The organism is Patescibacteria group bacterium (genome assembly GCA_041662965.1).
GTDB lineage: Bacteria > Patescibacteriota > Patescibacteriia > Patescibacteriales > GWC2-42-12 > JACPHD01.
The window spans coordinates 49,982-68,254 of record JBAZRI010000002.1; the positions used below are offsets into that span (position 1 = coordinate 49,982).

General features: G+C 39.9%; 19 protein-coding genes and 1 tRNA gene. 2 read left to right on the plus strand and 18 right to left on the minus strand.

Features of this window, described 5'->3' with window-relative positions:
* Positions 1-2: 2 nt before the first annotated feature.
* Positions 3-1,301, minus strand: a complete 1,299-nt coding sequence (gene tig / locus WC639_01540; GenBank protein ID MFA6306471.1) for a trigger factor — start codon at positions 1,299-1,301, stop codon at positions 3-5.
* A 79-nt stretch (positions 1,302-1,380) separates the two neighbouring features.
* Here tig and WC639_01545 point away from each other — a divergent pair, with 79 nt between their 5' ends.
* Positions 1,381-1,755 carry a hypothetical protein gene (locus WC639_01545; GenBank protein ID MFA6306472.1) on the plus strand — a complete coding sequence of 125 codons (375 nt, stop codon included), beginning with the start codon at positions 1,381-1,383 and terminating at the stop codon, positions 1,753-1,755.
* A 503-nt stretch (positions 1,756-2,258) separates the two neighbouring features.
* On the opposite strand, the gene WC639_01550 is transcribed toward WC639_01545, so the two are convergent.
* The 12 genes from WC639_01550 to WC639_01605 all read right to left on the minus strand — a co-directional run bounded on the left by WC639_01550 (position 2,259) and on the right by WC639_01605 (position 14,647).
* Positions 2,259-4,250, minus strand: coding sequence for a sodium-translocating pyrophosphatase (locus WC639_01550; GenBank protein ID MFA6306473.1), 1,992 nt, complete (start codon positions 4,248-4,250; stop codon positions 2,259-2,261).
* Positions 4,251-4,374: 124 nt separating this feature from the next.
* Complete coding sequence (nusA, locus tag WC639_01555; GenBank protein MFA6306474.1) at positions 4,375-5,706, minus strand: transcription termination factor NusA; 1,332 nt, start codon at positions 5,704-5,706, stop codon at positions 4,375-4,377.
* Between the two features lie 149 nt (positions 5,707-5,855).
* Positions 5,856-6,128, minus strand: a complete 273-nt coding sequence (locus tag WC639_01560; protein MFA6306475.1) for a DUF5661 family protein — start codon at positions 6,126-6,128, stop codon at positions 5,856-5,858.
* Positions 6,129-6,147: 19 nt separating this feature from the next.
* The gene (gene rlmN / locus WC639_01565) at positions 6,148-7,152 is read right to left on the minus strand and encodes a 23S rRNA (adenine(2503)-C(2))-methyltransferase RlmN (protein ID MFA6306476.1); all 1,005 of its coding nucleotides are present in this window, start codon (positions 7,150-7,152) and stop codon (positions 6,148-6,150) included.
* A gap of 43 nt (positions 7,153-7,195) precedes the next feature.
* Entirely contained in the window at positions 7,196-8,098 is a 903-nt protein-coding gene (locus WC639_01570) for a GerMN domain-containing protein (protein MFA6306477.1), read from the minus strand.
* Positions 8,080-8,514, minus strand: coding sequence for a PPC domain-containing DNA-binding protein (locus WC639_01575; protein MFA6306478.1), 435 nt, complete (start codon positions 8,512-8,514; stop codon positions 8,080-8,082). The genes WC639_01570 and WC639_01575 overlap by 19 nt, the downstream gene beginning before the upstream one ends.
* A 266-nt stretch (positions 8,515-8,780) precedes the next feature.
* The gene (locus WC639_01580) at positions 8,781-9,068 is read right to left on the minus strand and encodes a DUF5654 family protein (protein MFA6306479.1); all 288 of its coding nucleotides are present in this window, start codon (positions 9,066-9,068) and stop codon (positions 8,781-8,783) included.
* Positions 9,043-10,323 (minus strand): bifunctional DedA family/phosphatase PAP2 family protein, encoded by a 1,281-nt coding sequence (locus tag WC639_01585; GenBank protein ID MFA6306480.1) that lies wholly within the window; start codon positions 10,321-10,323, stop codon positions 9,043-9,045. Before WC639_01585 ends, WC639_01580 begins: the two co-directional genes overlap by 26 nt.
* A gap of 93 nt (positions 10,324-10,416) precedes the next feature.
* Entirely contained in the window at positions 10,417-11,379 is a 963-nt protein-coding gene (locus WC639_01590; protein ID MFA6306481.1) for a matrixin family metalloprotease, read from the minus strand.
* A 71-nt stretch (positions 11,380-11,450) separates the two neighbouring features.
* The gene (locus WC639_01595; GenBank protein ID MFA6306482.1) at positions 11,451-12,902 is read right to left on the minus strand and encodes an ATP-binding cassette domain-containing protein; all 1,452 of its coding nucleotides are present in this window, start codon (positions 12,900-12,902) and stop codon (positions 11,451-11,453) included.
* 204 nt (positions 12,903-13,106) lie between these two features.
* Positions 13,107-14,342: an NAD(P)/FAD-dependent oxidoreductase gene (locus WC639_01600; GenBank protein ID MFA6306483.1), complete on the minus strand. Its 1,236-nt coding sequence runs from the start codon at positions 14,340-14,342 to the stop codon at positions 13,107-13,109.
* A 2-nt stretch (positions 14,343-14,344) separates the two neighbouring features.
* Positions 14,345-14,647: a hypothetical protein gene (locus WC639_01605; GenBank protein MFA6306484.1), complete on the minus strand. Its 303-nt coding sequence runs from the start codon at positions 14,645-14,647 to the stop codon at positions 14,345-14,347.
* Positions 14,648-14,723: 76 nt separating this feature from the next.
* On the opposite strand from WC639_01605, the gene WC639_01610 reads away from it, so the two are divergent.
* Positions 14,724-15,221, plus strand: a complete 498-nt coding sequence (locus WC639_01610) for a GreA/GreB family elongation factor (GenBank protein MFA6306485.1) — start codon at positions 14,724-14,726, stop codon at positions 15,219-15,221.
* Between the two features lie 89 nt (positions 15,222-15,310).
* On the opposite strand, the gene WC639_01615 is transcribed toward WC639_01610, so the two are convergent.
* From WC639_01615 to WC639_01635, 5 genes are all read right to left on the minus strand, one after another.
* Positions 15,311-15,841, minus strand: coding sequence for a hypothetical protein (locus WC639_01615; GenBank protein ID MFA6306486.1), 531 nt, complete (start codon positions 15,839-15,841; stop codon positions 15,311-15,313).
* 175 nt (positions 15,842-16,016) lie between these two features.
* The gene (locus WC639_01620) at positions 16,017-16,538 is read right to left on the minus strand and encodes a hypothetical protein (GenBank protein ID MFA6306487.1); all 522 of its coding nucleotides are present in this window, start codon (positions 16,536-16,538) and stop codon (positions 16,017-16,019) included.
* 468 nt (positions 16,539-17,006) lie between these two features.
* Positions 17,007-17,081: transfer RNA gene (locus tag WC639_01625), tRNA-His, on the minus strand.
* Positions 17,082-17,093: 12 nt separating this feature from the next.
* Positions 17,094-17,567 (minus strand): HNH endonuclease signature motif containing protein, encoded by a 474-nt coding sequence (locus WC639_01630; GenBank protein ID MFA6306488.1) that lies wholly within the window; start codon positions 17,565-17,567, stop codon positions 17,094-17,096.
* A gap of 165 nt (positions 17,568-17,732) precedes the next feature.
* A complete protein-coding gene (locus WC639_01635; GenBank protein MFA6306489.1) occupies positions 17,733-18,254 on the minus strand; it encodes a DUF6580 family putative transport protein in 522 nt (173 codons plus the stop codon).
* Between the last annotated feature and the right edge of the window lie 19 nt (positions 18,255-18,273).

Here is an 18,273-nt window from a genome sequence, read left to right on the forward strand (position 1 = left end):
TTTTAAATGTCATTTTGCTTGGCAATATTCCACTCTCTTAACTTCTCCACTACCTTTTTACCGGTCAAATTATTTTCTACATAATCATGATAAGCGTGGCTTTTAACCCGCTCAATTATGGTCTCATTGCCTTTATACTGCTTTAGAATATCGTCAATCGCTTTATGAATTTCTTCGTGGCTGACCGAAATTTTTTCCGCATTACCTATCTCTCTGATAACCAAAGATACCTTAACTCTTTTAACCGCGTCCGGCATTAATTCAAGCATTATCTGCTCGCGCGTTTTTTTTAAATGCATTAGATAATCTTCAAATTTCGCGCCCTGATTTTTAACGTTATATTCGAGCTCGGAAATCATAACCTCGGCTTCGTGCTTAATCAGAGTCTCGGGAATATCGCCGAATTTTGAAGCGCCAATAATTTTATCGAGCATGGTAGCTTCGCTCTTCTGCTTTTCTTTCTGTTCTTTTTCCGCCAGCAGGCTTTTTTTAATATTATTTTTTAATTCTTCGACACTTTTTAGGCCAAAGCCTTTAGCCATGTCTTCGTTTACTTCCGGCAAAATCCGGTTATAAACTTCTTTAACAGTTACTTTAAATTCAGCCATTTTACCGGCTAAATTTTTATCATGATAATCGGCCGGATAAGGCAGGCTGAATTCTCTCGTGTCGCCTTTTTTCGCGCCAACTATTTTTTTATCAAAGCCGGGAATAATATAATTCTTACCGACAATTAAGCCGGCGCCTTTGCCCTGGCCGCCTTCAACCGGCACTTTATCTATAAATATTCCGATATCCATAATCACCCGGTCGCCGTCCTTAATTTCTAATTCAGATATTACTTCGCTGGCGCGCATCTCGCGCAATTCGGAAATTAGCTTTTCCGCTTCTTCATCTTTTATTTCGGATTTAACCTCTTTAATCTTTAAATCTTTATAACTCCCGAGCTTAACTTCCGGCAGCATGGTTAAAACCATTTTATATTCCATGGGATTGTCCGGCGCTAATTTAGTGATATTAACCTGCGGCTGGCCGACGATTTGGCCGGTAACGTTTTCTTTAATAACTTTATCCAAAGTTTTATCAATGGCGATGCGCGCGCCTTCTTCTAAAATCGTCATTTCGCCGATTTTATTTTTTAAAATTTCATAGGGCGCCTTGCCCGGGCGAAAGCCTTCAATTTTCACATCAAGCGAAACTTTTTCCGCGCCGCGCAAAACATACGGCTTAAATTCTTCGGCCGTAAGTTCAACCGTCAATTCTATTTGCGATTTACCTAGGTCTTTTTTTCCTATTTTCATATTGACTAATTATTAAATTAATGATAAATATTATTATTGGCTTTTATGTTCATTTTATATCTAACAAGGGGAGGATATTATGAAAAAACTAGGAGTAGAAATTGATGTAAATCAGTTAAAACATGGGCAGAAGGTAAAAATATACTTAACTGGCGTGAGAAAAGGTGAAACTATAGTATATCAAACTTTTAGCATTGAGGTAGCAAATCTCTTCCGTGATTTGTTGAATCATCTTAGAATTTCACAGATTCTTAATGATCGTTGTAAGCACAAAGCCGGTTATACTAAAGGAATTTGCTGCCATGAACACATTAGTCAAAATGGAGAATTGCGTAAACTTGAAGCACGTGCGGAAAAAATTCTTCCCGGAAAAATCGGCTTGCCGGTTCTTTGCCCTGACTGGTGGAAAAAATTAGGTTTTAAAATATCTACTTTTAACATTATTATTTCCTAACTTGCCCCACTATCAAGCTCTAAATTATTTTATCATTAAGATAGAATAAGGCGGAGCTTCTTTTTTTATTATAAATAATAAAACTTTTCAAAATCACCCAGGGGGTTCGGGGAGTGGAGTTGGCGCCATTGCTTACAGTATGAAGATAAATCAACGTGATAGCCAATCGGAACTCCCCGAGACTTTTTGCTTACTTTTTAGTCATAAAAAGTAAGGCCTAGTGAAGCATCACGAATGTAAAATTAAAAAAAGTATACGACAATATTTAGATGTTTTACTAAAGAACCAGAGATTGCTTCGCTCACTCTGTTCGCTCGCAATGACAATACGAATTCTGGATTCCCGCTTTCGCGGGAATGACAAATTTTAGTTGTTCGGCTGGGGAAAATTGTTTTTATCGCGCATACGAAATTGTAGCGTTTTTGAAAAATTTAATTTTTCAAAAACGCACAAATTTCATCCAAGCAGGAAAAATAATTTTCCCCAGCCGAGCTTATTTCAAATTATATTAACAACCCTACAATCAATAACGCCACAATATTCAATATCTTTATCATTGGGTTAATCGCCGGACCAGCCGTATCTTTATAAGGATCGCCGACCGTATCGCCGGTTACGGCCGCTTTATGCGCCTCCGAACCCTTGCCGCCGAAATTCCCGTCTTCAATATATTTTTTGGCATTATCCCAGGCCCCGCCGCCCGAAGTCATGGAAATGGCCATAAAAATTCCCGTAACGATTGAACCGACCAGCAAGCCGCCTAAAGCTTCAACGCCTAAAATAAACCCGACTAAAATCGGCGCGGCCACCGGAATTAAAGCTGGCACAATCATCTCGCCAATCGCGGCCTTAGTAACGATATCAACAGTCCGGCCATAATCAGGCTTTTCCGTGCCTAACATAATGCCCGGCTTTTCTCTGAATTGATTGCGCACTTCTTCTACTACCGAGCCGGCCGCCCGGCCCACGGCTTGCATGGCTAAAGCGCCGAAATAATATGGCAATAATCCGCCTAAAAATAAACCGGCTAAAACTTTCGGGTCATTAATTAAAAATTGATAGGTATCCGGAATACTATGAGTGAAATCAGCGAATAATACTAAAGCGGCTAAAGCGGCCGAACCGATAGCATAGCCTTTGGTTACGGCCTTAGTCGTATTGCCGACCGCGTCTAGAGGATCGGTTACCGCGCGTACGTCGTCGCCCATCTCGGCCATCTCGGCAATACCGCCGGCGTTATCAGTAATCGGGCCGTAAGAATCAATAGTGACGATTATCCCGGCCATGGATAACATAGCCATAACCGCGATCGCCACGCCATAAAGCCCGGCTAAACTGTAAGCGCTTAAAATAGCGGCTACAAGCACTATCATGGGCAATACCGTTGATTTCATAGAGACGGCTAGACCGGCAATAATATTCGTGCCATGTCCGGTCTTAGAAGCTTCGGCGATTGATTTTACCGGCGCGTAGCTTTTTGAAGTATAATATTCGGTAATTACCACCATGGCCGCGGTTACCGCCAAACCGACCAGCGAGGCTAAATATAAACTCATAACGCTGTAAGTTCCGTTGTCCGCCATCAGCCAATTGGTTATGGGATAAAAGGCCAGACCGGCTAAAACTCCAGCCACGATCAAGCCTTTATATAAAGCGTTCATGATATTCTGGCTTCTGCCTAATTTTATAAAAAAACTGCCGATGATTGAAGTGATAATGGAAACCGCGCCGATAACCAAAGGATAAAGCACCGCATTATCAAAACCGACGAATAAAAGCGACCCTAAAATCATAGTAGCGATGCAAGTTACGACATAAGTTTCAAATAAATCAGCCGCCATGCCGGCGCAGTCGCCCACGTTATCGCCCACGTTGTCGGCGATAACCGCCGGATTGCGCGGATCATCTTCCGGAATGCCAGCTTCAACTTTTCCGACTAAATCAGCGCCCACGTCCGCGGCTTTGGTAAAAATTCCGCCGCCGAGCCGAGCAAAAATAGAAATTAAAGATCCGCCAAAACCCAAGCCGATTAAAGCATGAGTGTCTTTGGTTACAAAATAAAAACCGGCTGTGCCGAGTAAAGCCAAGCCGACGACTAGCATGCCAGTAACATTACCGCCTTGAACCGCTACGTTTAAAGCTTTGGCTAAACCGCTTCTGGCCGCTTCAGCCGTTCTAACGTTGGCGCGCACGGAAATATTCATGCCGATATAGCCGGTTAAAGCCGATAAAAAAGCGCCGAGTAAAAAAGCTAAGGCCATGGTCCAGCCCAATTTAGGAATAAAACCGATAATTAAAAAAATAACAACCGCGACCGCCGCGATAGTTTTATATTGGCGGTTTAAATACGCCTTGGCTCCGTCCTGGATGGCTTTAGCGATAAACTGCATTTTCTCATTGCCAGCCGGCAAACGCAAAACCAATTTAATTAAAATGGCTCCGTAGATGATGGCGAGCAAAGAGCTGCCGAGGATTAACAAAGTAACTAATGACATAGAGTTTTCTTATTGTCATTGCGAGGAGCTTTCAAGCGACGAAGCAATCTCACGCACGTGGCGCTTAACTTTAGATTGCTTCGCTCCACTATGTTGCGCTCGCAATGATATTATTATTGTTAATTTATTTTTTTGATTTTTTAGTTTTTTTAACTTTCTTTTCAGCTTTTTCTTCCGGCTTCTCTTTCGCCACCGGTTTCTCAGTTTCAGCTTCAGCTGCTATTTCTACGGCCGCTTCCGATTGAACCGCATCTTCAACTTTTATCTCTTCAGCTTTAATCTTCTCGGCCTTTTCGCCGACAATGTCCAATTTACAGCCGGTTAAGCGAGCGGCCAGCCTAACGTTTTGTCCCTCCCGGCCAATAGCTAAAGACAGCTGGTCTTCGGCCACTTTAACCACGGCTTTCTTTTCATCTTGATTAATTTCCACGCTTAAAATCTTAGCCGGAGCTAGGGCATGGCCGATAAATTTAGCCAAATCTTCATCATATTCAATAATATCAATTTTTTCTCCGCCTAACTCGCTGATAATGGTTTGAATTCTTGAACCTCTTTGCCCGACGCAAGAACCGATTGGGTCAACGTTTTCGCTGGTGGCCGAAACCGCCACCTTAGAGCGGCTGCCGGCTTCGCGCGCCACGGCCTTTATCTCAACCAGCCCGTTAGAGACTTCCGGTATTTCCAAATAAAATACTTTTTTTAAAATTTCGTCCGAAGTGCGGGATAAAAGAATTTCCGGTCCCCTGGGCGTAATGCTTACTTGCTTGACATAAACTTTTATCCGATCGCCCGGACGGTATCTTTCGTTCATGATCTGCTCCTCCGCCGGTAAAACGCCGACGGCTTTATCTAAATCAACCAAAACGATTCTGCCTTCCCGCCTTTGCACCACTCCGGCCACGACTTCATGCTCTTTATTTTTAAATTCAGAAAAAATCATTTCGCGTTCAGCCTCTCTTAGTTTTTGAATAATTACTTGCTTGGCGGTCTGCGCGGCCATGCGGCCGTAATCGGCCGGAATTTCCAGCTTAGTTTTTATAACATCGCCGATTTTAGCGGTTTTTTTAATTTCCTTCGCGTCTTTGATCTGTAATTCAGTTTTAGGATTGAATTTTCTAACCTCTTCCTCGGGTATTTCCTGAATAACTTCCTCTGTTTTCACTTCCGCGTTTTCTTTATCAGTTTTTATTTTTGATTTTTGACTTTTAGGTTCCTCGTCCATTGCAGTTTCATCAACAACGATTTCTTCCGGCATATCTTCCACCACGGTTTTAACGTCATAAACTTTGGATTTGCCGGTTTCCGGATCAAATTCAACCTTAATATTCTGGTTCTTTTCGCCAAAATCCTTGCGATAAGCCGCGGCCAAAGCCGACTCAATCGTTTCCACGACCGCTTCGTAGCTCAAGTTCTTTTCTTCGCAAATTTGCTTCATGGCGTTGGTTATGTCTGACATAATATTTTATTTAAAAATTATAAGTAAAATAAAAGGCTAGTTTGAATTTAATCAACTAGCCTTAGTATCTATATACTAGCATTGCTCAACATAAAAGTCAACCAGCAAATTCACCCCCTTTATCAAAGGGGGTTAGGGGGATTTTATTATTATTTATTTTCCCAATATGCTTCCGCCTCATCTTCCATGGTTTTAAGCCTGGTGTAATAATCCGCGAATTCATTCAAATGCGCCCAGGCGATTTTACCCGTGATAACTAAATCATCATCGGTCACATTGGTAACAGGGTCTACCAAGCCATGTTCCAATTCAACATGCAAGCCCTGCTTAAATTGTTCTAGATCCACTTTATTCCAATCAATCCCGATTTCATCTCCGACCTTTTTAGCTTCTTCGGTTGTAAAAAATTTTTTGTTACTCATAATTTTTTATAATTTATTATTAAAATTTCCCCGCCAGCTGCCCGCAGGCGGCTTTGATATCCTGGCCGAAACGGTAGCGTTCGGTTACTTCTACGCCTTGCTTATTTAAGGCCAATTTAAAATCTTTAATTCTCTTGGCCGGCGACGGCTTAAATTCATCGGTCGGATTATAAGCGATTAAATTCACGAAGTATAACGGCCGATCTATTTTTTTTAATAAAAGCGCTAGCTCTTGAGCCTGCTCTTTATCATCATTAAATTTATCAATCATTAAATATTCAATCATAACCCGGCGGCCGGTTTGTTTTAAATAATTGTTTAATTCTTCAATAATCGCGTCAAGCGAATATTTTTTATTGGCCGGGATAAGCTGTTCGCGCAAATCATCGTTAGGCGCGTGAAGCGATATCGCCAAATTAACTTGTAGCGGCTGCGCAGCCAACTTTTTAATGCCGGTAGCTACGCCGATAGTGGAAATGGAAATATGGCGCGCACCGATATTAAGGCCGTCTTTACCGTTTAAAATTTTAATCGCGTCTAAAACATTATCATAATTTAAAAACGGTTCGCCCATGCCCATAAAAACTATATTGTTAATCTGCCGGCCTTCTTTTTTTAATAAGCGCGCGAAATAAACAGCCTGCTCTATTATCTCCGCGTCGGTTAAATTTCTTTTAAAGCCCATTTTCCCCGTAGCGCAAAATAAGCAGCCGAGCGGACAGCCAACTTGAGAAGACAAACAAACCGTGTTGCGCCCGGCGCCATGCTCAAGTAATACGGTTTCAATTTTTAAGCCGTCTTCTAAACTAATTAAAGCCTTAATAGAATTGCCTTCACGGCTAACTAAATTTTCCGCTTCAATCTCTAGCGGGCATTCTTGATTTAATTTTTTTCTTAGCGCCAGAGGAAAATTAGTGGCTTGATTCCAATTGCTTATTAAGTCAACAAAAATCGCCTGTCTGGCTTGCTTTAATCTAAATTTCGGCTCCTGACTTAAAATATTTTCCAATTTTTCTAAATTCATATAAAAAAACAAAATAATTATGCTTATCGAGCGCCTATCTTTTTTACGGCTGCAAAATATCCTCGGTTCGGCCGTTAACCGATATAATAACCTCTTTAACCGTAGAAAATTGTTTTAAGGTTTCGCTGATTTGCGCCCGAATGGCGCCGACGCGGCATGATCCACCCATGCCCTTTTCCATAGTTTCATCAAAATCAACTTTAGCGACTCCGCCGGCAATAGTCAATTCTTGGATTTTAACGCCCGGGTTAATACTGGTGTAAAAGCCCTGGGATATTTCTTGCCCGCTCGGACCTTTTAAAAGCTCTTCAAGCGCCGCCTTAGCGGTCGCTACGGTTTTAGCGGCCTGGCGCTCCACGGCAAAAACTTTAGCGCAAGTTATCTCTTTATCTAAATTATTATTGCTAAAAAAGGCTTTGACTGCCATAATTTCGCTAGGGCTGATTAAAACCGGCATCTCTATTTTTTTATCATTTTCCGGCAAACCGGACGGATTATCCTTTTTTAAAACCAACATGCCCGTAGTCGTGGCCGCTGCCTGGTAATTTATTTCTCCTTTAAACAGCACGAAATTCTCGGTCATCCAGTCGCTTTGCGCCTGCACGTAGCTTTGGCCTAATATTTTCCCCTGGTCATCAATAAGCTCAATCGGAAAACTGGCTTCAAAAAACCAATTGCCTCTGGCCTGCCCCTCTACGGCCAAGGGACTGCTAACCGTCTGGTTCGCTTGCGGCATTGTTACTAAAACTTCGTCCGGCTGTTTCTTGTCGCCGCAAGGCGTAGCTGGCTCGGACGCGCTCGGGTTGCCGTGTTTAACCCAGCCGCCGTTTTGGCAAAGCCAAATGTCTTCATCACCACTTAATAGTCTTACGCCTAAAATTACAACGGCTAATAAAAAAACGGCGATTACAATTTTCCAAACTAATTTTATTTTAAGAAACTCCATAAATTTAAACCGGTTAATTTATTAAATTTTCTATTTAAAAGTTCGCCCGAAGCTTCTAAAATCGCGCACTCGCAGGCGAAAATAATTGAACCTTTTTCCAAGTGTCCGCCGTAAACTCGACCGGCTCTGTCGGACACGGTTAAATGGGCATGAATAAACGGCTGGCTGTCTTTAAGCGATATATTGCCAAGACAAGATAAAATTTCCAAAGGCTTATTCACGCTTTCAGCTAAATACTTTTTATTAGCCTGATCATAAAAGCCCAGTTTAGCGTTTTTTAAAGCGCCGACAGCGAAAATTAACCCGGCCTTGATATTATTTTCTAAACAATAGCCGGAGATGGCGCTGTGCAAATCATCGCCGTTTTTAATCTCCAGCCAAATTAATTTTTTGATCTTTTGCCTTTTAATTTTCATAAATTATGATTTTTTATAATTAGCAATTTTAACAGCTTGCCGGTATCTAAAACTTGAAGGCGTTCTAAAGCCCGGATTGCCGCGTCGGCCGCCGACTTTTGCTCGCGCTTGTGATTTCATATTATTTTATATTGCTCTAACCGCTTGGGCTAAATTTGGAAAATTTTCGTGCGAGGACTGTTTGAGCCAGCCATGGGCTGACGAGTTCCGCAGTAGAAAATTTTATAAATTTAGCCCAAGCCTAGGCTGTTGTAAATATTATAATATTATTTTTTGTTTTCCTCTTCGTTTTTGCCGAAAAATCTGGTTAAATAAACAGTAACAATTACTACCAAGATAGTAATAACAATGGCATAAATAAATTTAACCAAGATTGAATCTTTATCAACGGCAAAAAAACTTTTAATTAAAGATTGAATAGCCTCATTCCAGGCCAAGCCGGCGACTAGCCCGAAAGCCGTAAGAATAAAGCCTAAAGTTTTTTCTTTGACTTCGCGCGAAATTTTTGAACTTTCTGTTTTAATTTTTTCAAAATGATTGTTGCTGTTTTCCATATTTTTTATCTTTAAATAATTTTATAATAACGGCAAAAGCCAAAATCAAAAAAGTCAGCCAAAATAGGCCTAAGGCGAATCCAACCATAACGTCGCTAAAATAATGCACTTTCAGATAAACCCTTGAGAAACCGACTAACATTATTAAAAATAAATTGCTGAAAATAAATAAATATTTTAACAATTTATTTTTTATTTTTTCGTAAAACAAAAACATTATTAAAGAAAAAAATATTATAGCCATGAGCGAATGCTGGCTGGGGAAACTGAAGCTAGTTTCTAAAACTAGGCCGCCGGCCGGCCTTGAACGGCCGATTAACTGCTTAAAAATCGCGCCTAAAACTAGACCGCCGGCCGAACTCATAAAAATTAAAGCGGCTTTATGCCAATTTTTTTTCATGAAAAAATAAACAGCCGCGAGCATGGCTATGGCCAATAAAACTTCCGGGCTTAAAGCATTGGTTATAAAAATCATCAGCTTATTTAACCATGGCTGATGAATTGAAGCTATATTTTGCGTAAGCCAAAGATCAAAATGATAGGTTGCTTCTTTGTCAAAATAATCTTCAACCATCTTGGAAAAAACATAAATTGACATGGCGTTCAGGGCTAAATACAAACTATGCTTTCTGACAAAAATCTGCCTTCTCTTATTAAGCGTCCGATAAGCAAAAAATATTAAAATAATTAAAATTATGGCGGCTAAAACTATCCGGCCGAAATATTTGGCCGCGCCTTCAAAGCCTTGGCCCATAAGATAACCTAAAAGAACGGATAAAACCGCCCAGCTAGCGCCGCCGACGATAGAATAAAAAATAAATTTAGGAAATTTTATTTTGTAAATGCCGGCTAAAAAAGCCGCTAAAGCCCTGGTAAACGGGCTAAACCGTCCGATAATCAAAGCTTTACCCGTATGTTCGGCCACCAATTTTTTAGTATTCTTATATTTCTCCTCATTTAAAAAAAAGTATTTGCCGTAGCGGATAACAAAATCATAGCCGAATTTACGGCCAATATAGTAAGCTAGCAAATCGCCGACAACCACGCCAACGGCCGCCGCGGCCATAACCGCTTCTAGCCTAAATACTCCGAGTTTGGCCAAAAGTCCTCCTAATATAATTATCGTATGGCCGGGAATAAAAGTGCCGAAAATCGGTAAAGCCTCGGCGATAGCCGCAAGAAATATAATAATATAGCCCCAATGGTCAAGCAGGGGCAAGGGCAAATTCAATAAAAAATCATTGATATTAAACATGAATATAATATAACATTTAAATCAATAAATGAAAAATCTAAAAAACAACGCCGCTCGGACGTTGTTTTATCTTAATTATTGCTCTTAAAAAATTTATTTTATTTTACAAACCGCCTTTAAAGCCGTTATATCGTCGGCCGTTATTTTTTCATTGCCGCTTTCGTTTAATCTATACATAACCGCATGGGGATTATCCAGATGATCAATTCCTAAGGCATGGCCAAGCTCATGAGCTAAAACTCTAACTAACAACTCTTGATTATCAAACTGATAAATATCTATTCTTTCACCGGTTTCATCTTTAACATATCGGCCTTCCTGAAATTCGCCCGAAGCGCTGGCGCCAATAGTATTATAATCGCCCACGGTTAAATTCAATTCGCGAATCAACCTATTTATAACGCTGGCCACGGCGTTAATATCGTCAACCGTTTTATTAAGCGCAGTTTGCTTTTGCTTGATTGATTCTACCAGCTTATTTAAATCTTTTCTTTCTTGCTCTAAAATATCGTATTCGGCCGCGCTTGCTCCGCCGCGCTTATTAGCCGCCTTAACTTCGTCTTCGTAGTTAGCCTTTTGCTCATCATAATATTTAACAATATTATCAAGCTCGGTTTTTTGCGCGTTATAAGTTTTTTCAAAAGCGTTATATTTAACTTTTAAAACTTCATAACTGGCTTGATCGTTATTAATGTTAAGGCCTAATTTTTTTAACTTATCGGTCGCTTCTTGGCGCGAGTCATAAATCAAATTAATTTTTAAACCTGCCTGTCCGGTAGGCAGGGCGCCGTTCTCCGCGTAAGTAAATAAATTTTTGTTGATGGGTGTTTGCCAAATTTGCGCCGCCTGATCGATGGCTTTTAAAAAATCGGACTGGCTCAAGCCGAATTTAGAATCAAAATCGCCGAGCGAATATTCAATCGGTTTATCGCAAGGATTAATTATCTTAGTTAAATTTTTTTCGGCCAGCTTTAAATCGTCTTCAAAATAAAACACCAAACCGATAATTAAAGCGGCGGAAAAAACTATTGTAATTATTCTATAAAATATTTTCATAAAACTCACCGTTATATGAATCTATACCTCTATTTTACGCCAACATTGAATAATCGTAAACTGCCCGAGACCTAAACTTTGCCTAAATCCAAATCATCATCAAACTTTATCTGTTTGACGAAATCAGGCATATGGCTAACCATAATCATGGCGCCGGCGTATTCATTAATCGCCTTGGCGATTATGGGCAGATGGCGAAAATTAATATGATTGGTCGGCTCATCTAAAATTAATAGTCCGGGCTGCATAAGCGTAAGGCGCGCGAAAGATAATAACCCCTTTTGCCCTTCGGATAACTCACTTACTTTATGGCCCATTAAATCTCCGTGGATTAAGAATCCGGCCGCGACCGAACGCATGGCCTGCGTATCCGTGCCTTCATTCAGAGCACTCGCGAGCGAATCAAAAACCGTCTGATTAAAATCCAAATTGGAAAAATCCTGGCTGTAATAACCGACGCGCACCTTATCTAAAATTTTTGCCTGTTGGTTTTTCCCGGAAACGAGCGAACGCAAAAACGTGCTTTTGCCGACTCCATTCGGTCCGGTAACGAGCAAGTGTATTTTTTTACGAATTATTTTATCAACCTCTTTTATTATGGGCTGATGATTATGGATAACTTTTACGGCGCTGATTTTAACAATCTCGCCGGCGATATCTTGCGCCTTAATACTAAATTCCCTAATAGTTTTATCTTCCTGCCTGACGTCTACCATATCTTCTTCAAGCTCGGCGGTTTCGTCTTTAAGCTTTTTAGCCAGTTTGCGCATCTTGCCGCCCTTGTTGGCGAAAAAATTCACTTTTTCTTTGCGATCGATAATTAATTTTTTAAGCTGGGCGTTTTTTCTCCGCTCGCGCTCAACTCGCTTGGAAATTTCTTCAACTACCGAAAAATAATCGCCGACATACGTTTCGATTTTTTTGGTAAAAACATCAAGATAAATAACGCCTTCGGTAAAGCAATTTAAAAAATCCGCGTCATGGGAAATTACAATTACGGTTTTATCATACATAACTAAAAATTCAATTAAATGATCAATGCCGGCCTGATCTAAATTGTTAGTCGGTTCGTCAAGCAAAAGTATATCCGGATTTTGGATCAAGGCAAAAGCTAAAAGCAATCTGGCCTGCTGCCCGCCGGAAAGATCTCCGACTAGCCGATCGGTCGGAGCGTCTAAATTAACCGCTTCTAAAACTTTAGATATTTTACTGGCCAAATTTGGTTGTACTATTTCAAAAGCTTTGGCAAAATATTCTATGATTGTTAAAGAGAAATCTTCGCGCGCCATAACTTGCTTGGCCGTAGCGATAGTCGCGCCGTTAGTGATAGATACCCGGCCGGACTTAGGTTTTAATTCGCCCATAATTAAAGCGAACATTGAACTCTTGCCCGCGCCGTTTTGCCCCATTAATGTAATTTTAGCGCTTTTACGCACGCTAAAACCGGCTCCATCTAAAATCGGCTTATCATGCTCGTATTCAAAATTTACTTCGTCAAATCGCAAAATTACTTCTTCGGACATAAAATAATATGATAAATTTTGACGGATAGAATTTTTGATTTTGAGCGCATACGAAATTGTAGTATTTTTTTAAAAAAATACCCAAATTTCGTCTAAGTGAAAAATCAAAAAATCTATCCGTCAAACCAAAAAAATATAGTAAACAAAAAAGGCGTTTACTACGCCATTAATGTTAATATAACATATTATTTAAAAAAGTCTAGCTTAAAAAATCACGCTCTCCCCGGCCGCGTAGCCCGTGCTCCAGCAAATTTGCAAATTATAACCGCCGCTTGGCCCGTCTAAATCCAGTATTTCTCCGGCTAAAAATAAATTTTCATATAGCCGCGAGCGCATGGTTTTAGGATCAACTTCTTTAATATCAACTCCGCCGGCCGTAATCATGGCCTTATTAAAGCCTTTTAGCTCTTTAATTTCTAAAGAAAATTCTTTAAGCGCTTTTACCAAAGCTTGGCGTTCGGACTTAGTAATAATATTAACTTGTTTTAAGGCATTAACGCCGGCTAGTTTAATAATAACGGGCGCTAATTTCGGCGGTACCAAGCCGGTTAAATAATTTTTAAACATTTTATTATGCGCTTGGTGAAAATCATTTTGCAGTTTTTTTTCTAATTCAGCCGATTCCATCTCCGGCTTAAAATCAATTCTTAAAAAAGTCGGGGCCGGCAGTATCGCGCCGATGCGCTCGCTTAAATCAATAATCGCCGGACCGCTTATGCCGTCGGCCGTAAAAATAATTTCTCCCATGCGGCTAATAATTTTTTTATTATTTTGATAAAGGCTGATTCTAATATCTTTTAAGCTTAAGCCTTCTAAATTTTTAACGATTGGTTCTTTTACTATTACCGGCGTTAAGGCCGGCCTAGGCGTAATAATTTTATGGCCTAATTTTTCCAGCCACTCGAAGCCCGAGCCTGTTGAACCGGTCTCGGCGTACGACTTGCCGCCGGTTGAAATGATAAAATTTTTACTTAAAATTTCTTGGCCATTATTTAAAATAACGCTGGCAATTTTATTTTTAATAACTAAAATCTTTTTAACCTCGGCGCCAAATTTTATATCAATGCTGTTTTGCTTTAAATATTTAATTAGCGCGCTTCGCACATCAATCGCTTTATCGCTTAGCGGAAAAACACGGCCGCGGTCTTCTTCTTTTGTCGCCACGCCTAAATCGTTAAAAAACTTTATCGTATCTTCGGCGCCGAATTTATTAAACGCGGAAAATAAAAATTTATGATTTTTTCCATAAACGTTAATCATCTCTTTTTTATCGGCCAGTACATTAGTAATATTACAACGGCCATGCCCGGTCGCGAGCAGTTTAGCCCCGAGCTGATTATTTTTTTCGAGTAAAAGAACGCGCGCTCCCCGTTCGCCCGCGCGAGCGGCCGCCATCATGCCGGCCGGCCCGCCGCCGATTACTATTACATCATAAAGCATAATTATTTTTTAGAAGAATATTTTTTAGCCCAAACTCTGTCAATATAAACCAAGCGCCACCAAACCCGGCCTAAGAGAAATCCGCCAACCGCGCCTAAAATTAAAAGTAAAATTGAGAGCGCGGGCGGTAAAGCGCAATTGCCGTAAAAACGTACTGTTCTACCCTGGCTTAAAACAGAATTTAAATAATTAATTTCAATTACTGCATGAGCGATAAAACTTAAAAGCACGCCCAAAATAGTGGCGGCGAATAAATAAATCGCTTTTTTAAAATTGGTTGGATTGCCTGGTGCGTTAAAAAACATAATTTTATTTATTAAATTATATTATTATTTTACCATTTTACTTGCTAAAACACAAAAAAAATTTTATATTAACATCATGCAAACTCCAATTAGAAAACCTGGAAAATACACTCATCTAAAGCCTGATAGGCATCTAACCGAGGTCAAATACAGCGAGCTTAAAAATAAGCTGGACCGGCTTAAATTTAACCGTCCGCGGCTGGCGGAAGAAGTTAAAAAATACGCTTCAGACGGCGATTTTTCGGAAAACGCGGCTTACCAAATCGCCAAAGGCCGTTTAAGAGGCATGAACCAAAAAATTTTAGAAATAGAAGATCATCTAAAACTCGCCGTAATAATTAAGCCTGTTAAAAATAGCGGCCTAGTCCAACTAGGCTCAAGCGTAACCGTTGCTACCGGCGGAAAAGAAAAAACCTATTTAATACTAGGGTCGTCGGAAACTAACCCGCAAAGCGGCATTATCTCGCGCAATTCTCCGATCGGCTCGGCCCTAATCGGCGGAAAACTCGGCGAGCAGATAAAAATAAAACTGGCCGATAGAGTAGTTGAATATAAAATTATAAAAATAGAATAGCTTTAAAAAAAATAGACCTCGATTGGATAGATTCGAGGTCTTTTGGTTTTAATTTAGCACATCGTCAGCTGTTTTTCTTTTTTAAATTGTTAAATGACTGACAGTGCGTCGGACAAAATCTTTTTGACTTTTTCCAAACAGGCGATAAAGTCAGCTTTTTTATTACTCGGGTTTAAACCAGTGCATGTGGCAATTACTTTTTGAATGGCCGTTTCCATTTTATTCTCCCTCATAAGAATGCTGTCCAACTCTGTTTTTGCAGAACTCCGCAGTTCAGCTTTCGATTTAACCATGGCTTCGCTTGCAACAACAAGATCATCATATCTTTTGAGTAGATCTAAAAACTTCTGACCATCGGCCTTTTTGTTCTCTTCGACCGTCTTGAGTTGATTCTCCAGATCAATCACCTGTTTTTCATAAATGAAAAGCTCGCCCAATGTTTTGTCTAATAACTCATGCATGCCGGCCTGTAATGCAGCAACAGTCAACTCGGCAATAATTTGGCCGGGATTTTTCGTGTCGTCACGGATGGTGAAACGAATCTCCGGGATATCACCTAATTCCCTTTTTAAAATTTCCTCAATTTTTTTCAGTCGTTTTCTGTTCTCGTCATCTTTCATCTTTTCATCTCCTCTCGTTAAACGTTGCAAAAATTATACTGCTCTTAAATAGCGACCTTTATAAAATGTACGATTTTTAAACTTCAATAAAAATTATCATAATAATTGTTTTATGTCAATATAAAAAATCGCCCGGCATTTTACCGAGCGATTTTTATATTATCCGTCTAATATTTTAATCGCAAAAGCCCGCGAGCATGTCGGCGGGAAACTGATAATCTAATTTAATGCTTTCGCAATCAATACTGCCGTTGCCGTCATAAACCAACTCCCACATATTACCCTGCCTGGCCGCTAAAAATAATCCGCCTGCTCCCCCGGCCGGCAGGCCTTTGGCCGCGAAAGAAACTTTGCCGACCATATAGTCGGCGGATTTTTTTGTGGCCGTTACGGTAACGTCAGCCGCCGGCTTGTTATATTTCTGCGCCAGCCGATATTGGATTTCCTGCTCCGCGCCAGCGTAGCACGCTTCTTCCCAAATTCGCAAACATTTATTTTTAACTTCGCACCATTGATAGCCGGCCGGGCCGAGACAGCCATGCTCGTCTTTATCCCCGCCAATCAGCGGCTCCGCGTTATTTTCTTCTTGTTGGGGCGGAATTACCGCCGGAGTTTCACTAGTGCGTTTTGTTTCTCTGGTACAGCCGGTAATCGCCAATAATGGCAAAAAAACAGTTAAAATTAATAATTTTTTCATAATTTTAATATTTATTATTTATATATTAATATTAACATACGTAAACTTATTTGTTAATACGTATTTTTAAATATTTACTTAAATGTTAATTTAAATATTCTCCTGAATATTTTACTCTTTTCTAATTTTAGAGTAAAATAAAAATATTAATTCATATAATCTCGTCATTATCCAATTAACATTTCTAGGGGGGAGGATAATGCCATGGAAAAAAGTTATTTTGAAGGCCCAAGGGTGCGAAACGTTGTCCCAACAGGAAACAAATGCCCAGTATGCGAGAAAGGCGATGAAACTGAGTTCGAAGTGTTCGTTTGAGACCAATGGATAAAACGTTGCAGTTGCAACAACGATGATTGCATTGCCTAAAAACTAGGCGGCAAAACTTCCGGGGCGGTGTAGCCATGCTATCATCCGCCCCAATTTTTATAAAATAAAAACAACACCTTTTTAAAAGTGCTGTTCCTTTTTTGGGGTAGGTACTGGGAATCGAACCCAGATTTCTTGCACCACAAGCAAGAGTTCTAGCCGTTGAACTATACCCACCATGATAATATCTTATTTTACTTTCACATTTTTATTATGAACCAAATAATGGCAATTGCGACACAGCCAAACTAAATTATTAATCTTATAATTTTTTCTATTACAATCTTTATGATGTATAATTAGAACTCTTTTATCATCCAAGCCGCATAATTTACATTTTATTGGGATTTTACTCTCTTTCATAACGCGATAATAAGTGAATTCACCGCCTTGCCAATTTGAATGAAGTTTGCCAATATAATATTTATTTCTCCAAATAGTCTGGCATTTCTTGCTGCAAAAAAACTTCCCGCTCTTTGAAATTTTCAATGCCTTTGGCGTTTTCCATGTTTCCTGACCGCAAATTTCACAAAGAACATACTTACCTTTTCTTTGCCCTAAATATTTGCATTTTCTCGAACAGTATTTACCATAACCCAGTTTTAAATGGCTTGGTTTAATATAAAATTCTTTTTTACAAATTTTACATTTTGCTATAGGCATATACCATTAATAATATCAAAATTAACTCGCAATGTCAATGTACTGTCTTGTGGATTAAACTTATGTCCTACCATTGTACTATAGCCAGCCACCATGGTTTTTTTAAATAAAAGTTGCCTTGCGGCAACTTTTATAATATAACAGAATTTGCTAAAAAGTCAATGATTACACCATCGCCGTTACTTTCTTTTCTTTATATAATAACGCCAAGCTAAACTCACAGGCGCCGACTAAAGCTCCGGTATAAAATAAATCGCCGAGCAGGCTGTTCCTAAAAAAAGGAACGGCCATATAATAACTTTGTAGCAATCCGGCCGCGGTCTGCGGATAAAGAGAGCCGAACGCCCAGACCGCTCCGTTTGTCATTAAATAAAATATCACACTGCCTAAAATCGTACCGCCTAAAACCGTGCTTAATTTTTTGTTCCGCCTGACTAATAGGCCGATTAAACCCATAACCGTGAAACTTGAATAAACCGACAGCATAATCGGCCAGCCGTAAAAACCGATGAACAAATCGCTGAAAAACATGGCGGCTAAAGGCAGAATAAGCGCCCATTTCTTCGGAAGATATAATCCGGAAAAAATCGCGATTGCCCCGATTGGCGCGAAATTAGCCGGGTGGGGTAAAAACCTGGCCGCGATGCCTAAAATAATTAAAACTAACGCTGGCAGATACTTTTTCATAAAATTATATTTATAATTT

What these genes read in the sequence shown, in the direction of transcription:
- tig (MFA6306471.1), bottom strand. Translation starts at nt 1,301, where the DNA reads ATGAAAATAGGAAAAAAAGACCTAGGTAAATCGCAAATAGAATTGACG.
- WC639_01545 (MFA6306472.1), top strand. Translation starts at nt 1,381, where the DNA reads ATGAAAAAACTAGGAGTAGAAATTGATGTAAATCAGTTAAAACATGGG.
- WC639_01550 (MFA6306473.1), bottom strand. Translation starts at nt 4,250, where the DNA reads ATGTCATTAGTTACTTTGTTAATCCTCGGCAGCTCTTTGCTCGCCATC.
- nusA (MFA6306474.1), bottom strand. Translation starts at nt 5,706, where the DNA reads ATGTCAGACATAACCAACGCCATGAAGCAAATTTGCGAAGAAAAGAAC.
- WC639_01560 (MFA6306475.1), bottom strand. Translation starts at nt 6,128, where the DNA reads ATGAGTAACAAAAAATTTTTTACAACCGAAGAAGCTAAAAAGGTCGGA.
- rlmN (MFA6306476.1), bottom strand. Translation starts at nt 7,152, where the DNA reads ATGAATTTAGAAAAATTGGAAAATATTTTAAGTCAGGAGCCGAAATTT.
- WC639_01570 (MFA6306477.1), bottom strand. Translation starts at nt 8,098, where the DNA reads ATGGAGTTTCTTAAAATAAAATTAGTTTGGAAAATTGTAATCGCCGTT.
- WC639_01575 (MFA6306478.1), bottom strand. Translation starts at nt 8,514, where the DNA reads ATGAAAATTAAAAGGCAAAAGATCAAAAAATTAATTTGGCTGGAGATT.
- WC639_01580 (MFA6306479.1), bottom strand. Translation starts at nt 9,068, where the DNA reads ATGGAAAACAGCAACAATCATTTTGAAAAAATTAAAACAGAAAGTTCA.
- WC639_01585 (MFA6306480.1), bottom strand. Translation starts at nt 10,323, where the DNA reads ATGTTTAATATCAATGATTTTTTATTGAATTTGCCCTTGCCCCTGCTT.
- WC639_01590 (MFA6306481.1), bottom strand. Translation starts at nt 11,379, where the DNA reads ATGAAAATATTTTATAGAATAATTACAATAGTTTTTTCCGCCGCTTTA.
- WC639_01595 (MFA6306482.1), bottom strand. Translation starts at nt 12,902, where the DNA reads ATGTCCGAAGAAGTAATTTTGCGATTTGACGAAGTAAATTTTGAATAC.
- WC639_01600 (MFA6306483.1), bottom strand. Translation starts at nt 14,342, where the DNA reads ATGCTTTATGATGTAATAGTAATCGGCGGCGGGCCGGCCGGCATGATG.
- WC639_01605 (MFA6306484.1), bottom strand. Translation starts at nt 14,647, where the DNA reads ATGTTTTTTAACGCACCAGGCAATCCAACCAATTTTAAAAAAGCGATT.
- WC639_01610 (MFA6306485.1), top strand. Translation starts at nt 14,724, where the DNA reads ATGCAAACTCCAATTAGAAAACCTGGAAAATACACTCATCTAAAGCCT.
- WC639_01615 (MFA6306486.1), bottom strand. Translation starts at nt 15,841, where the DNA reads ATGAAAGATGACGAGAACAGAAAACGACTGAAAAAAATTGAGGAAATT.
- WC639_01620 (MFA6306487.1), bottom strand. Translation starts at nt 16,538, where the DNA reads ATGAAAAAATTATTAATTTTAACTGTTTTTTTGCCATTATTGGCGATT.
- WC639_01630 (MFA6306488.1), bottom strand. Translation starts at nt 17,567, where the DNA reads ATGCCTATAGCAAAATGTAAAATTTGTAAAAAAGAATTTTATATTAAA.
- WC639_01635 (MFA6306489.1), bottom strand. Translation starts at nt 18,254, where the DNA reads ATGAAAAAGTATCTGCCAGCGTTAGTTTTAATTATTTTAGGCATCGCG.